This window comes from Methylomagnum ishizawai (genome assembly GCF_019670005.1).
Taxonomy (GTDB): domain Bacteria; phylum Pseudomonadota; class Gammaproteobacteria; order Methylococcales; family Methylococcaceae; genus Methylomagnum; species Methylomagnum ishizawai.
In genome coordinates, this window is sequence record NZ_AP019783.1 from 3210847 (window position 1) to 3225874 (window position 15028).

Sequence of the window (15028 nt, forward strand, 5' to 3'; positions counted from 1 at the left end):
CCTGCCAAAAAGTGGGTGGTCTTAGGGCGGGAAGGGAGTAACTCTGCCCGTCCGCGCCAAACTTACCAATAGCAATCGATGAGTATCGTTCTACGGGACTACAAACCTTCTGGTAATCTGCGAACACTTCCTCACCGCCTCCAATCCCGCACCACCCCTCCCGCCCCAAAACCCCATCCTCCCCCGCGTCCCATAATCCCCGCCACCAAACCCAGCATCACCGCCAACCACACCAATCCCGCCCCCGCCACCATCCGCAGCAACAGCCCGGCCTCGCGCATCGCCATGTAGAACACCGCGATCAAGCCCGCCTGGATGACGGCGACCAGCAGCGTCCACACCGGGCGCATCCCGCCCAAACCCAGGAACGCCCCGGCCCAATTCACCCCAGCAACGCCAGCAACCCCAACCAAACCCCGATCCGCCCACTCATGCCCGCCCCCCGCCAAATACAGCAAGGGAAACACGAACACCCAAATCACATCGACCAGATGCCAATACAGCCCCGCCACCACGATCTTGGATTCGAGGCGCGGCGCGTTCCGGTAGGCGAACCCCAGCATCACCAGCACCAGCACCACGCCGATGAACAAATGCAGCGCGTGCAGCCCGGTCAACCCGAAATAAAAAGCGAAGAACAGCCGCGCATGTTCAGCGTCCGCCCCTGGAAACACGAACGCCCACCCGAACAAAGGCGCGAGTCCCGCCGCGAATTCGCCGCGCCATTCGCCCGCCTTGATGCACAAGAACACCGCGCCCAACGCCGCCGTGACCGCCAACCAAATCCGCAACGCCCGCCGCTTACCCGCCAACACCGCATCGTCGGCCAAGGTCATGGTCAGGCTGCTGGTCAGCAAGATCGCGGTATTGATCCCGCCCCACACCAGGTCCAGCCGGGCGCTCGCGGCGGCGAAGGCTTCGGGATAACTGGCGCGGTACATCGCGTAAGCCATGAACAAGCCACCGAAGAACAGGATTTCCGAAGCCAGGAACACCCACATGCCCAAGATCGCCGACTGGCGCTGCTGGATCAGGGAATCGAACTGCGGCAGCGGCGGTTCCAGGGTTTCAGCCGCGCTCGATCTTGCGCTCGGGTGTGGCATAGGCGTAAGGCTCCTCGGTCACGACCGGCACCCGGTCGAAATTGAATTCGCCGGGCGGCGAAGGCGTGGTCCATTCCAAACCCTTGGCCCCCCAGGGATTGGCCCCGGCCTTGGGTCCGTACACCAGCGAAAACGACAGGTAGAACAGCGGCAGCAAATACCCCAGAGCCAACACCGCCGCCCCCGCCGTGGACAGCTGGTTCAGCGCCTCGAATTCCGGCGGATAGCTGTGATAACGCCGCGGCATCCCCTGGAAGCCCAGGATGAATTGCGGAAAGAAGGTCAGGTTGAAGCCCAGGAACAACATCACGGCGGCGACCCGGCCCCAGAGATCGGGATACATGCGCCCGGTCATCTTGGGCCACCAGAAATGCAGCCCGCCGAAATAGGCCGACACCATGCCGCCCACCATGATGTAGTGGAAATGGGCGACCACGAAATAGGTATCGTGGACATGGGCGTCCACCGCCAGCGCCGCCAAAGTCACGCCGGTCAAGCCGCCGATGGTGAACAGGCCGATGAAACCCAGCGCGTACAGCATCGGCGTATCGAAGGACACCGTACCCCGGTGCAGGGTCGCGGTCCAGTTGAACACCTTGACGCCGGAAGGCACGGCGACGATGAAGCTCAGCAGCGAAAACACCACGCTGGCGTAGATCGATTGCCCCGCCACGAACAAATGATGCCCCCACACCAAAAACCCCACCAAGGCGATGGCGAGCAAGGCCAAGGCCATGCCCCGGTAGCCGAAGATGGGTTTCTTGGCGAAACAAGCCACGATCTCGCTGACCACGCCCATCCCCGGCAGGATCATGATGTACACCGCCGGGTGCGAATAGAACCAGAACAAATGCTGGAACAGCACCGGATCGCCCCCCGCTTGGGGATCGAAAATCCCCAGTCCGAACACCCGCTCCAGCACGATCAAAAGCAAGGTGGCCGCGAGGATCGGCGTCGCCAACACCATGATGATCGAGGTGGCGTAATGCGCCCACACGAACAGGGGCAGGCGGAACCAGGTCAATCCCGGTGCTCGCATTTTGTGGATGGTGACGATGAAGTTCAGCCCGGTCAGGATCGACGAAAACCCCGCCACGATCACCCCGACCACCGCCAGCACCACAGGGGTATCGGAAAACAAGGTGCTATAGGGCACATAGAAGGTCCAGCCGGTATCCACCCCGCCCGCGATCACCATGGCGAGCGTGGACACGCCGCCGATGACATACAGATACCAACTCAGGAGGTTCAACCGGGGAAACGCCAAATCCCGCGCCCCGATCATCAAGGGGATCAGGAAATTGCCCAAGGTGGCCGGAATCGACGGGATCAGGAAGAACCACACCATGGCGATGCCGTGCAGGCTGAATAGCCGGTTATAGGTCTCGGCCTCGACCCAATCGCCCGGCGCGGTCGCCAATTCCAAGCGCATCAAGGTCGCCGCCGCCCCGCCCGCGAAGAAGAACCCGGTGATGGACACCAGATACAGCCAGGCGATGCGCTTATGATCGATAGTGGTGAGCCAAGACCACAGGCGGTAATCGCGGTTCAGGTAATTCGCTTCGGCGGCGGGCGCAGCCGTATCCAACGCGCTCATGGCCGGACCTCCCGCTCCACCATGGCTCCGGTATCCCCGGACGCCTCCAGCCAGGCCCGGTAATCCGCCGGTTCCAACACCACCACCTCGCCCGTCATCCGGGCATGGTCCAGCCCGCAATACTCGGCGCAGAACAAGCGGTAGCGCCCCACCCGGCCCGGCGTGAACGACAAGGCCAGCCAGCGCCCCGGCACCACGTCCTGCTTGATCCTGAACGCGGGCACATAGAAGCTATGGATGACATCCTGGGTCGCCAACACCAGCTTGACCGGCCGGCCCAGCGGGAGGTGCAATTCGTTGATTTCGCGCTGACCGCCGGGATGCTGGAATTTCCACATCCATTGCTTGCCGACGCCCCGGATTTCCAAAAGACCGGGCAAGGCCGGGCTGGCTTCCTCCTCGATATACAGCCGCGCCGCCCAGAAGAAAATCCCGAGGAACACGCCCAACAGCGCCAAGGTCCAGGCGATTTCGACCTTCCGCTCGGCCACCTTCCCGGTCCGGTCCACCTGGGCACCGCGCCGATAATAAATGGCGAAACCGACGACCAAGCCGAACAGCGTCACCACCATCAAAGCGTTCAGCCAGAACAGCCCGAACGCCAACGCATCGACCCGGCCCGCCTGCGCCGTGGCCTCGGGCAAGCCCCCCAAACCCGGCATCCACATTCCATTCATGGCCTACCTCCGCCCGTGGTTTCCGCCGCGCGCCGCGCCAGCAAGGCCATAGCGGTTTCGATGGGAATCCGGGCGATACCCGCTTCCCGGTCGATCCATTCGGTGCTGTGCAATAGCCGGTCTTCCCGCGCCCGTAAAACGGCGAGGTCGGCGGCGGGATCGATTTGCAGCGGCGGCGCGGTTGGAACCGGAACCGGGGGTACCGCGCCCGTGGCGGGCATCTCCCGCGCCACCGATTCCACCAACCACCAAGCCACCCAAGCCACCACCGCGAGCATGACCAAGACCGCCAAGAACACGCCCAGCACGGCCTTGGGGTTGATATCGGCTTCGCCCGGTTCCGGGCGCGGGGCTTGGGTCTGGGTTTCAGCCATCGATGCCCCCCTCCACCCGCGCCGCGTCGGACAGATAGAACGGCAAGCGCCACAGGAACGCCGCCAACCACAGCCCGCCGATACCGGCCCAGGGCAATAAACCCGCCCAGCCCAAGGCTTCCGGTCCGGTGTAGAAGGTCGGCAGCACCAGCCAATACTGGTCCATGAGATTCCCCGCTAAGATCAAGCCCGCCGCCCAGGCCAAGTGCCCCGGATCGCGCTTCAGACGCCGGGACAACAACAGGAAGAACGGCACGGCGGCATAGACGCCCGCCATCGACCAGGACCAAGCCCGCCAAACCCCGGCATCGCGCCGCAGATACCAAAGGTTCTTATCCGGCAGGTTTTCCGACCACAGCGTCAGGTATTGCTCGAAAGCCAGATAGCTCCACACCAACAGCACGGCCAGCAGCAAACCGCCGAGATCGTGGAAGCGCGGCGCGATGGCCCGCCTCGGCCAGCGCCCCAGCATCGAGACGCCACACATCGCCAGCGTGCCGAACGCCAGCCCCGCCAGCAAAGCCTCGGCCCCCGCCAGGAAACCCACGTTCTCGGAAGCCCAGCCCGGTTCCAAGGACATCGTCCAATCGATGGCGTAGACGGTGATACCCAAGCCATAGAGGACCAAACCGGCCGCGCAGCGCCCCGGCGGCAGCGCCATCGGCAGTCCGCGCCGCCACAGCCCCAGCCAAACCACCAAGCCCAGCCAAAGCCCAAATAACACCGCCTCCCGCGCCAGGAATATCCCAGGCCGCAGATATACCGCCCGCCCACCATCCATGCCCTCTGGCAACCCACCGGGCACGGCCCAGGCAAACAACTCCGGCAACCCGAACACCAAAGGCAGGCCGAGCAGCGCATTGAGCGGCAAGACTTCCGCCGCCGCCGCCAAGGCCGGCCGCAAGAATCCGCCCCACGCCCCGCCGGTCAACCCGTGGATCATCAGCCAAGCCAAGGAACCCAAGGGAATCCCGGTCCAGAACAGCCACCCCGGCAGATAGGCCCGCAACATCGCCCCGGACGCCCCCGGCCATTGCACCCACCCCGACAGCAGCAAGGCGACACCACCCACCGCCAGTAGCCAGCGCACCGGACGGGCCAGGACCAAGCTTCGACCCGGACTCATCGCGCCGCCCCCAACCGGCTTTCCAAACCGGCCTCCCGCACCTCCCGCAAGGTGGCGTGCTGGCTCAGTTGCAGGGCGCGGATATAGGCGACGATGGCCCAACGGTCCTCCGGCGCGACCCGGTTGGCGTAGGAAAACATGCGCCCGAAACCCTGTCCGATCACATCGAAGTAAAAACGGTCGGGTGCCTGTCGCAAGCTCTGGTCGTGATAGGAAGGCGGCTGGGGAAAACCGCGCTGCACGATCATCCCCGCGCCATCGCCGACCCGGCCATGACAGGGCGCGCAATAGATATCGAAACGCTCCCGGCCCCGCTCCAGCACAGCCAGCGTGACCTGGGGTTGGACGGGTTCCGCCGGTGGATCGTCGTGCGGCACCGTGCCCTCGACCGGCATCCGGGCCGCTTGCCCGTTGGGAAAGAGGGGCGCGGCTTCGTAAGGCTCGAATTTGGCTTGGTCTTCCATATCGCGCTCGCACGCGGCCAGCGGCAGGACGCAGGCCATCGCCCACCCAATGCGGCTAATCCAGGCCATCCGCCACCTCCGACACCGCCAAGGGTTCCAGGCCCAGCAGGAACCGCCGCGCCGCTTCCGTATCGTCCCCTGGTTCCAGCGCCAGGAAAAACCGATCCTGGCTGGCCCGCCCGAAATCCGCCACCCCGAACACCGGATGGTGCAAGCGCGGCAAGCCATTCAAAGCCAGCATCCCCACGAACCCCGCCAGCGCCGCGCCCAATACCGCGAACTCGAAGGCCAGCAAGCCGAACGGCGGCCAACTCAGATCAGGCCGTCCCCCGGCGTTGAGCGGGTAATCCACCGCAGCCAAATACACTTGCAGCGCAAATCCCAAGATCGCGCCCAAGATGCCGAACACCAGCATGAACGCCGGAACCAGGGTGGCGGGCAGGCGCAAAGCCTCGTCCAGCCCTGGGACGGCGAACGGCGCATAAGCCTCCAAGCGCCGATAACCAGCGGCGCGGGCGGCATAGGCCGCGTCCAGCAGTTGCCCGGCATCGGCGAATTCGGCCATCAAGGCGACCCTCACGAAGCCTCCGATTTTTGCTCGTGGGCCAGCCGCCGCAGTTCGTGGATCGGCACCATGGGCACGAAGCGGGCGAACAGGAAGAACAGCCACAGGAAGAAACCGAGGCTCCCCAGCCAAGCGCTCCAATCCCAGAAGGTCGGGAAGTACAGCCGGAACTGGCTGGGCAGGAAGCCCTGGCTCAAGCCACTCACCACGATGACATAGCGCTCCAACCACATGCCGACACAGACCAACACCGCGACCCAGGCCAGCACCGCGATATTGCGCCGCGCCTCCCGCCACCAAAGCACCTGCGGCACCCCCACATTGCACAGCCACATCCCCCAATACGCCGGGGCGTAGGGTCCGGTGGCGTTATGCGCGACCGCCCGCCCATCGTCCGGGTTGCCGGTGTACCAAGGGATGAAAACCTCCATGGCGTAGGCGTAGCCCATCAGCAGGGACGCGGCCAGGACGATCTTGGCCATCGCCTCCAAATGGCGGGCGGTGATGAAGGCGTACAGCCCGAACGCCGCCCGCAGGATCAAGGTAATCAGGATCACCATGGCGAAACCCGAAAACATCGCCCCCACCACGAAGAACGGCGCGAACAAGGTCGAGCGCCAACCCGGCATGACCGAGGTCGAGAAGTCGTAGCCGACCACGCTATGCACCGACACCACCAAAGGCACGGCCAGCGCCGCCATGACCGTATAAGCCTGCTCGTAGCGCTGCCAATGCCGGGCCGACCCGCGCCAACCCAAGGCCAGCACACCATAGACCCAGGCTTGCCAACGGCCCTGGGCGCGGTCGCGCAGGGTGGCGAAATCGGGAATCAGGCCGGTGTACCAGAACAGGCTGGACACCAGGATATAAATCAGGATGGCGAACATGTCCCAGACCAAGGGACTGCGGAATTGCGGCCAGACGCCCATGACACTGGGATACGGGGCCAGCCAGTAGAACAGATAAGGCCGTCCCATGTGCATGATGGGAAACAACCCGGCGATCAGCGCCGCGAACAGGGTCATGGCCTCGGCGAAACGGTTGATCGAAGCCCGCCAAGGCTGGCGGGCGAGATAGAGCATGGCCGAAATCAAGGTGCCCGCGTTGCCGATGCCGATCCACCAGACATAGTTGGTGATATCGAACCCCCAGACCACCGAGGTATTGATGCCCCACAAGCCCACCCCGGCCACGAACAAGGCCAAGGCCGTCCCGAACAGCAGTAAAGCCCCCAAGGACGACCCACCGAAACCCCACCACCAGCCGCGCGGCGTGGGCCGGGTCGCGAGATCGCCGAGTTCCTGGCTGAGGCGGGTGTCGGTTTGGTCCGGGGCCAGCCAGGGTTCACCCCGATCAAGGGACGGCATCGTCCACCTCCACCCGCGCCAGATAGGTCGTGCGGGGCCGCGTTCCCAATTCCTCCAGTAGGACATAATGGCGGGGATCGCGTTTCCAGGCGTTCACCGCGCTATCGGGCCGGTTCAAATCGCCGAACACGATGGCCTGGGTCGGACAGGCTTGCTGGCAGGCGGTCACGATCTCGCCCTCGCGGATGTCGCGGTCTTCCAAGCCGGCCTGGATACGGGCTTGGTTGATCCGCTGCACGCAGTAGGTGCATTTCTCCATCACGCCCCGGCTCCTGACGGTCACATCGGGATTGCGCAAAGCGGCGGTGATCGGTGCGCCCTCGTGGGTTGCCTCGCGGGCCGCATAGCCAAAAAAATTGAAGCGCCGCACCTTGTACGGGCAGTTCGATTGGCAGAACCGCGTCCCCACGCAGCGGTTATACACTTGGTTGTTCAGCCCTTCGGAATCATGGATCGACGCCTGCACCGGGCACACCGGCTCGCAAGGCGCTTGCTCGCAGTGCATACAGGGCACGGGTTGGAAATAGGTCTTGGGATGGGCGGGCGGGCCGGCATAATAGCGGTCGATCCTGAGCCAATGCATTTCCCGCCCGCGCCGGACTTCGTCCTTGCCGACGATGGGAACGTTGTTCTCGGCTTGGCAGGCCATCGCGCAGGCGTTGCAGCCGATGCAGGCGTCGAGGTCGATCACCATGGCCCAGGCATGGCCGTCGTAGCGGTAAGGGGGAAACAGCGAAGCGGAGGCCGCGGCGGGCCGGGACGGCATGGCGGACCCGGCATCCGCCCGGACCACCCACACCAAATCGCGGCCTTCCAGATCGCCATGATGCTGGGTGGTGGCGGGTTTCCCATCCTGCCCCAAGCCCAAGCCCTCCCACCCGCCAGCGCGTGCCGCCGGACGCAGTTCCAAGCCCGCATCGAAAGCGGGGGAAGCGCGGGTCCGCAACCGATAGGCCGAAACCCCGGTCCCATCGCCCAGCGCCCCGGCCCGCTCCCGGCCATAGCCCAGTTCCAGCGTGACCCCATCCTCGGCGTGGCCGGGCACCACCCAGACCGGGATTGCCACCCGGCGGCCTTGATAAACCAACTCCACCCGGTCGCCGCTCACCAAGCGCAAGCGCTCCGCCGTGCCGGGACCGAGCAGGGCGGCGTTTTCCCAGACCAGCTTGGTCAGCGGGCGCGGCAATTCCTGGAGCCAGCCGTTGTTGGCGTAGCGCCCGTCGTAAAGATGGGGATCGGGCCGGAAGCGGATTTCCAGCCCGGCGGGTGGGATGCTGGGCGGTGCCAAGTCGTCCGTGAAATCGGGGCGCAACGCCAAATCCAACACCGCCGACGCGGTAGCGGGCACCACGCCCGCCCGCAACGCGCCGCGCCAAAAATCCTCGAAATCCGGACCGGCCTGGCGGTCGCGCCAATGGCCGCGCACCGCCTCGTAATCGGCAAGGCCGGGCCGTCCCGACAACAGGCCCATCAATTCATGGGCCGAATGCCCGCCGTACAAAGGCGCGATCAAGGGCTGCACCAGCGACACCGTGCCATCGTAGGCGCGGGTATCGGTCCAGCTTTCCAGTTCGTGGGTGGCCGGGAGGTGCCAATCGCACAGGGCGGCGGTTTCGTCGCGGTAAAGTCCGTGGTGGACCCGGAACGGCACTTGCGCCAAGGCCGCCGCGAATTCCAGATCGACCGGGGCGCTATACACCGGATTCGCGCCCAGGATGAACAAGGCTTGCACCCGCCCGCCGCGCATCTCGTCCACCAGCTGGGCCAAACCGACCCCGCCAGCACGCGCCGCCACCGGCTCGATATGCGACACGGTGCCGCCGATATTGCCCAGCCGCGCATTGATGGCCTCGGCCAAGGCATGGACCGTGGGCGGCAGATGGTCGCCCGCGACGACGATCCCGGCTCCGGGATGGGCTTGCAGTTCGCGCACCAGGGTGTCCAACGCGGCGGCGGGCAGCGGAGCGCCGCCAGCGCCCGCGATTCCGGCCAGCCCCAGACGCCACGCCAGATCGCGGGCCACCGCTTCCATCTGTCCCACCCGCAACGGCCAGCGCCGGTCCGCCATCGCGCCGACCAGGTTGGGACAGGATTCCAGCGCATAGAGCCGGGGCCGCTGGCCGGTCCCGATCCCGGCCCGGCGTGCCGCGATGAAATCATGCCCATAACGGGTACGGGCGGGCGTTCCGGTCAGGAAATCGCCGTCCAGCGACACCACCACCTTGGCCCGCTCGAAACGGTAGAGCGTGTCGGCCTCGCGCCCGAACGCCAGCCGCGTCCCCGCCGCCGGATTATCGCGGCCCACGGTTTCGTATTGGACCCAGCGGGCTTCCGGGTAGGCGCTCAACCAAGCGTCGATCTGTCCGGCCAAGGTCGGCGAGGTCACGGTTTCGGTGAGCAGATACAGCCCGGCACCGCGCCGGACCGAACGCGCCGCCCAGTCCGCCGCGAAATCCTGGAACGACGCGGGCCGGCCGCGCCGCAGGACCGAGGCCGAGCGGTCGGGATCGTACAGCCCCCACACCGCCGCCTGGGCGAAGATATCGGTCGCGCCCAGGCTGGCCGGATGGGCCGGATTGCCTTCCACCTTGGTCGGACGGCCCGCGTGGCTTTCCACCAGCACGCCCTGGGCATAGCCCGCATGGCTCAGGGCGGTGGCGTAATAGCGGGGCCGGCCCGGCACCTCGCGCTCGGGTTCGCGGACATAGGGCACGATTTCCTCGCGGGGCGGTCGGCCACAGCCCGCGAGGCCGCCCAGCAACAACGAAGCGCCCATCAGTTCCAGCATCCGGCGACGCCGCACCGGCTGGTCCCACAACGCCGCCGCATCGGGAAAACCACGTTCGGCGAAGTCCAAAAACGCCGCGCCCTGCCCTTCCAGGCCGCGCCACAAGTCCGGCCCGGCCGGAAGGGGTTGATAGGGCGCCGTGGTCTTCATCGGTGGCAGGTATAGCAATCGGTCAGGCCCACCCCGCGCACCCGATAATCACGGGCCAGGGCCGGACCGGCGCTGGCCGGATCGCCCACCGGACGCCAAGCGGGATCGAATACGGCGGCGCGGGGACGGAGTTGGCGTGAAGGTTCCCGGTGGCAATCCAGGCACCAGGACATGAGCAGGCTATGTTCCTGGCGCAGCAAGGGCATTTCGCCCACCGGCCCGTGGCAGGTGGTGCAGCCCACGCCGTGGACGATATGGGCGCTGTGGTTGAAATAGACGAAATCGGGCAGGTCGTAGACCCTGGTCCAGCGCAAGGGCTGGCCGGTGCGCCAACTATCGCGGACCGGGGCCAACATCGCGGCCTGGGTCCACACCTGGGAATGGCAGGTCATACAGGTTTCGGTGGCGGGCATCCCGGCGGACGCGGCCCGCTCGACCGAGGCGTGGCAATAGCGGCAATCCAGCCCCAGACCGCCGACATGGTGCTTATGGCTGAATGGCACCGGCTGCCTGGGGATGGCCCCGACGCCGGTCGCATAGGGGGAACGGACCCAGGCCAGCCCCACGGACGCCCCCAACAGCACCAACGCCAACACGGTGCCGAGGATGATCCGGGCGTAGGCATCCGCCCTAGGATGGAAAATCTGAGCCACGCTAAGTCTTCCTTGACTGTGGGGGGTGCCGATTCCTTGGCTAGGCTAGGACCGCCCAAACCTCCCGGAACTCCTGGCCGATGGATGGACGGGCGCATTCCGCCGCGGACCGGGCCGGTCCGCGTGCCAGCAAAAAGGCCGACCCGGTTTCCCAGGTCGGCCTCGGCTTCCATTGGCTATCCCCGTGCCCTTCGACGCATCCTTTGCGCTTCCTTGCCCTTGCGGCGATATGCTCCCATCATCGGCGGGCACGGACCATACGCAAAAATGCCTACGCCCCCAGCATCCCGAGCGCGGCCTCTGCCCGCTGCCGGGCTTGGTCCTGCACGGCGGACAGGCTTTTCCCGGACGCCGCCACCCTGAACTTGGCATAGGCCGGCAAGGCATCGAGGCTGGGCAACTCCCAGTCCTCGCCGGATTCGGTGGCGGCCAGCCAATGGGCCAGCGCCACCAGATCGGCCAGGGCCAGGGCCCCGTCCCTTTGGGGCCGGGTCCATTCGCTGGCCCGCAGCGGCAGGACGGTCCATTCCTTGGGGAGGTTCCAGCGTTCCAGCAGGAACGCCCCGAGCGTCCCGCCAACCCAGCGCGAAACCAGGGCGATATCGTCTTCCTGCCACAACTCGCGGGAAACCTGGGCCACCAGGTCCAGGCAGACACCGCCGCCGACAGTGGAGAGCAAACCCGCCAAAGCCGCCCGTTCCCGGTCGATGCCGGGACATTGGGCCGCCAACTCCCAGCACAGGGCCGAGCGGTGGAGGCTATCGCGCCACCAGCGCTGGCGCAGGCGGACCAGCAACGGATCGGCCCCGCTCTCCGGCTCCGGGCGGTACAAGGCGGCCAATAGCACGCGGATGGCCTTCGGCCCTAGGCGTTCGACCGCTTCCCGCCCATTCAAGAAAGCGCCATCGGCGGCGAAGAACAAAGGACTGTTGGCGACGGCGACCAGCTTGGCGGCGATGGCGGGATCGGTCAGGGCGATGGCGGCGATTTCCGGGGCCTCGGCCTGGCGACCCACGGCGGCTTGCAGGCAGGCCAGAACCTGGGGCTGGACCGGGAGGCTCAAATGTCGGCGCGGATAGACATCGCGCAGCGCCCGGAGCAACGGATTGCCGCGCAGCCCGACGGGCAGCTTGGGATCGACCCCCCATTCCCTGGGCTTGCGCAGGGCGCTATGGGCCATGAGGGACGGGGAAACCCGCAGCATCCACACCGGCGTCAGGGCGGTCGCCGTGACGCCTTCCTCGCGGTTGGCGCACAGCGGGAAATTGGCCTTCACATCGTCCGTCCCCAGTTCGTAGGCCGGCCCGGTCTTGGGGGTGACGCGCACCCGGCCCTCCAGCAGGTACCACAACGCCCGGTTGGGATCACCGATCCGGCACAAGACCCGGCCGGCCTCGTAAAATTCGGCCTCGCGCCCGGCCTGGAAGGCGGCCAGCTCATCCTCGGCGAGATGGCGGATCGGGAACAACCGCCTGAGCATGGGCAGGGTGATGGGCATGGACTCGGATCCCGGCTTTCCCATCCTGGCCGATTCCTCCGCTCCCAATCCGACGCTTTCCGACCAACTCAGTAGGGATTCCGACCACCGGCTTTTTATGCGTGAGATCAACCGCATTGTATTTCCTCGATGGTGCATTAAAGTTTTGTGTTTTTTTAAATAATATTAGACCAATTTGGCAAAATTTATAATCCGATCCATCCAGGCCACCGCCCCCGGCATGGACGGGCCGGCCCACTTCCGCCGGTCTCCCCCACCGGGGAACCCCGCTCCGCAAGCATAGTCCAGCCCTCGACCCCGCAGCCCAAGCCGGGCCTGGAAGCGGCCAAGCCTCGCGGCATCGGTCGACACCCGCCCGCGTCCGGGCGGCCCAACGCTTTAGAGCGCGGGACGCCATCGAGCTATCGACCCAGAACAAGGCAACGCCCAGCCGGGGCTTCCAAACCCACCCCCCATCCCAATGGCAAGCCATCGGCGCGGCTCCACCAGACCCGCCCGTTGCATGGATAGCGGAACCCAAGCGATACCTCCCGCCCGGCCCCGATAAACCGGCACACCCATGGAACATCCCGGCGGATCGGTTTTAGCGGAAATAATGCCGCCGAGCGGGCATCGACCTCCACAAAGAGACAGGTATCACCCCGCATCCGCCCACTGCCCGGACACCCCATACCGGATAACGACAAACCGGGCCGCCCGGTAAACCACAGGCCCGCCCTCGGAAGACCGCTGACCCTGCTATTTTTTACGCTGGGGCCATCTGGTATCTTCCAAGCCCTATACCGCGCAAAACCGCGCTCCTGGATGAATAACCATGCCACACCGCCGACACGAGACCCGACCATGAGCATCGCTCCCCGGTCGATCCTGATCATCGACGCCGACCCGGACCGCCGCGCCGAACTGGGCCGCCGCCTGCGCCAAGGCCCACACCCCTACCAGATCGCCGAAGCCGAAACCTGGAGCGGGGGACTGGCCCTCAGCCGCGGCACCCCGCCCGATTGCGTATTGCTCGGGCCCACCACGGCGGCGGACGGCACGGAAACGTCCCCCTACCCGCTGGTCAGGGTCGCCGTCGAAGCTCGCGGGGACGCGCAGGACCCCGCCTGGCTGAGCGCCGCCATCGAGCGCGCCATCGAGCGCCATGCCCTGGCCGGCCCGGCACCGGCGGACGAACCCTGGCTCCAAGACCTGCGCGACCTGGACCGCCGGGCCGAGGATTTGCCGGAGCGGGACATCCTGGAACTGGGCCTCGCCATCGCGGCCCGCGCCACCGGCAGCGCGGTCGGCTATGCCCGCCTGGGCGGGGGCGACCACGAAACCATCGCGCTATATCCCCAGGATTCCGGCACCGACCCGGCCTGGAACCCCACCACACCCCCGCATCAACTGGAAGCGCCGGTCATCGAGGACGGCCAAACCCGCCTGCTGCTGCGTGTGGGCCACAAGCCGGACGATTACGACGAAGCCGACCAAACCCGCCTACGCCGGCTCGGGGACGAACTCCAGGCCATCCTGCGCCGCCGCCAAGCCCTGGACCGGCTGGCACGGGCGCGGGCGGCGGCGGAAGCCGACAGCCAGGCCAAGAGCGCCCTCCTCGCCCAGGCCGGCCAGGAAATCCAGGCCCCGCTGAACAGCCTGCTGGGCTGGGTCGAACGGCTGCGGCGGGAAGGCGTGGCCGAACGCCAGGCCGAGCCGCTCGACCGGATCGAAGCCCTGGCCCGGCATGCGTTGCGCCTGGCCGGGGATTGGCTCGGCCTCGCCGCCATCGAAGCGGAGGGAACGGCACCGGTGGCGGCCCCGTTCAACCTCAGCGAACTGATCCGCGCCACCCTGGACGGGCTCGGCACCCGCGCCCAGGCCAAGGGACTTTCGCTGCGGGTCAACCTGGCCCAGGTGCCGCGCCAACTCGAAGGCGACGCCCCCCGGCTCGGCCAAGCGTTAACGCACTACCTGGACAACGCCATCGAGTCCACCGAACGCGGCCATGTCACGCTTTCGGCCCGGATGGCGGGGGAAACCGCCGGGGATTGCCTGATCCGCTTCGAGGTCGCCGACAGCGGCCCCGCCACCCCCCATGAACGGCGGCTCGCCATCGCCCGGCGGCTGGCGGAGCGGATGGGCGGCGGGGCCGGGTCCGGGAGCGCCCCGGACGGCGGCAACCTGTTCTGGTTCACGGCGCGGCTACGCAAGGGCCACCCCGCCCCGCCCCAGGCGGCCGTCCCCCCGGAAGCCCGGCTCCGGCGCGACCACCGGGGCACCCGCATCCTGCTGGTCGAGGACGATATCATCAGCCAGGAAGTGGCCCTGATGCTGCTGGAGGAAACCGGCCTCTCCGCCGACCTGGCCGCGAACGGCAGGGAAGCGTTGCGGCTGCTGGCGCAAGGCGGCTACGCCCTGATCCTGATGGACATGCAGATGCCGGAAATGGACGGCCTGGAAACCACCCGCCATATCCGCCGGCAGCCCGGTTTCCAGGACGTCCCCATCGTGGCCCTGACCGCCAACGCCTTCCAGGAAGACCGTAGCGCCTGCTTCGCGGCCGGCATGGACGACTTCATCGCCAAGCCGGTGGACCCCGGCATGTTGTTCGCCACCCTGCTCAAATGGCTGGAACGCGGCCACAAAAGCCCCCCGCCCGCCCCCTGAGCGCGGCCCGGACCCCA

At 66.6% G+C, this 15028-nt stretch carries 12 protein-coding genes; 1 reads left to right on the top strand and 11 read right to left on the bottom strand.

The features are described from left to right. Positions 1-131: 131 nt before the first annotated feature. From K5658_RS14635 to K5658_RS14685, 11 genes are all read right to left on the bottom strand, one after another. Positions 132-1103: a cytochrome c oxidase subunit 3 gene (locus tag K5658_RS14635; protein WP_221063850.1), complete on the bottom strand. Its 972-nt coding sequence runs from the start codon at positions 1101-1103 to the stop codon at positions 132-134. After that, positions 1069-2700: a cytochrome c oxidase subunit I gene (gene ctaD, locus K5658_RS14640; RefSeq protein ID WP_221063851.1), complete on the bottom strand. Its 1632-nt coding sequence runs from the start codon at positions 2698-2700 to the stop codon at positions 1069-1071. Before ctaD ends, K5658_RS14635 begins: the two co-directional genes overlap by 35 nt. After that, on the bottom strand, positions 2697-3377 hold the full coding sequence (locus tag K5658_RS14645; protein ID WP_221063852.1) for a cytochrome c oxidase subunit II: 681 nt from the start codon (positions 3375-3377) through the stop codon (positions 2697-2699). Before K5658_RS14645 ends, ctaD begins: the two co-directional genes overlap by 4 nt. Further along, positions 3374-3751 carry a hypothetical protein gene (locus K5658_RS14650; RefSeq protein ID WP_221063853.1) on the bottom strand — a complete coding sequence of 126 codons (378 nt, stop codon included), beginning with the start codon at positions 3749-3751 and terminating at the stop codon, positions 3374-3376. Before K5658_RS14650 ends, K5658_RS14645 begins: the two co-directional genes overlap by 4 nt. Continuing rightward, positions 3744-4877, bottom strand: a complete 1134-nt coding sequence (locus tag K5658_RS14655; RefSeq protein ID WP_221063854.1) for a hypothetical protein — start codon at positions 4875-4877, stop codon at positions 3744-3746. Before K5658_RS14655 ends, K5658_RS14650 begins: the two co-directional genes overlap by 8 nt. Next, complete coding sequence (locus tag K5658_RS14660) at positions 4874-5410, bottom strand: c-type cytochrome (protein ID WP_221063855.1); 537 nt, start codon at positions 5408-5410, stop codon at positions 4874-4876. The genes K5658_RS14655 and K5658_RS14660 overlap by 4 nt, the downstream gene beginning before the upstream one ends. Further along, on the bottom strand, positions 5397-5921 hold the full coding sequence (locus tag K5658_RS14665; RefSeq protein WP_221063856.1) for a DUF3341 domain-containing protein: 525 nt from the start codon (positions 5919-5921) through the stop codon (positions 5397-5399). Before K5658_RS14665 ends, K5658_RS14660 begins: the two co-directional genes overlap by 14 nt. Further along, entirely contained in the window at positions 5918-7273 is a 1356-nt protein-coding gene (nrfD, locus tag K5658_RS14670) for an NrfD/PsrC family molybdoenzyme membrane anchor subunit (RefSeq protein ID WP_221063857.1), read from the bottom strand. Before nrfD ends, K5658_RS14665 begins: the two co-directional genes overlap by 4 nt. Next, a complete protein-coding gene (locus K5658_RS14675) occupies positions 7260-10211 on the bottom strand; it encodes a 4Fe-4S dicluster domain-containing protein (protein WP_221063858.1) in 2952 nt (983 codons plus the stop codon). The genes nrfD and K5658_RS14675 overlap by 14 nt, the downstream gene beginning before the upstream one ends. Beyond that, positions 10208-10864, bottom strand: coding sequence for a cytochrome c3 family protein (locus tag K5658_RS14680; RefSeq protein ID WP_221063859.1), 657 nt, complete (start codon positions 10862-10864; stop codon positions 10208-10210). The genes K5658_RS14675 and K5658_RS14680 overlap by 4 nt, the downstream gene beginning before the upstream one ends. 271 nt (positions 10865-11135) lie before the next feature. Beyond that, positions 11136-12362 (bottom strand): HDOD domain-containing protein, encoded by a 1227-nt coding sequence (locus K5658_RS14685; protein WP_221063860.1) that lies wholly within the window; start codon positions 12360-12362, stop codon positions 11136-11138. Between the two features lie 843 nt (positions 12363-13205). On the opposite strand from K5658_RS14685, the gene K5658_RS14690 reads away from it, so the two are divergent. After that, positions 13206-15011 carry a response regulator gene (locus K5658_RS14690; RefSeq protein ID WP_221063861.1) on the top strand — a complete coding sequence of 602 codons (1806 nt, stop codon included), beginning with the start codon at positions 13206-13208 and terminating at the stop codon, positions 15009-15011. The last annotated feature ends 17 nt before the right edge of the window (positions 15012-15028 follow it).

Bases quoted from the DNA above. Each gene is read 5' to 3' on its own strand.
- K5658_RS14635 (WP_221063850.1), bottom strand. From the start codon at position 1,103: ATGCCACACCCGAGCGCAAGATCGAGCGCGGCTGAAACCCTGGAACCG.
- K5658_RS14690 (WP_221063861.1), top strand. From the start codon at position 13,206: ATGAGCATCGCTCCCCGGTCGATCCTGATCATCGACGCCGACCCGGAC.
- K5658_RS14685 (WP_221063860.1), bottom strand. From the start codon at position 12,362: ATGCCCATCACCCTGCCCATGCTCAGGCGGTTGTTCCCGATCCGCCAT.
- K5658_RS14675 (WP_221063858.1), bottom strand. From the start codon at position 10,211: ATGAAGACCACGGCGCCCTATCAACCCCTTCCGGCCGGGCCGGACTTG.
- K5658_RS14660 (WP_221063855.1), bottom strand. From the start codon at position 5,410: ATGGCCTGGATTAGCCGCATTGGGTGGGCGATGGCCTGCGTCCTGCCG.
- K5658_RS14655 (WP_221063854.1), bottom strand. From the start codon at position 4,877: ATGAGTCCGGGTCGAAGCTTGGTCCTGGCCCGTCCGGTGCGCTGGCTA.
- nrfD (WP_221063857.1), bottom strand. From the start codon at position 7,273: ATGCCGTCCCTTGATCGGGGTGAACCCTGGCTGGCCCCGGACCAAACC.
- ctaD (WP_221063851.1), bottom strand. From the start codon at position 2,700: ATGAGCGCGTTGGATACGGCTGCGCCCGCCGCCGAAGCGAATTACCTG.
- K5658_RS14650 (WP_221063853.1), bottom strand. From the start codon at position 3,751: ATGGCTGAAACCCAGACCCAAGCCCCGCGCCCGGAACCGGGCGAAGCC.
- K5658_RS14645 (WP_221063852.1), bottom strand. From the start codon at position 3,377: ATGAATGGAATGTGGATGCCGGGTTTGGGGGGCTTGCCCGAGGCCACG.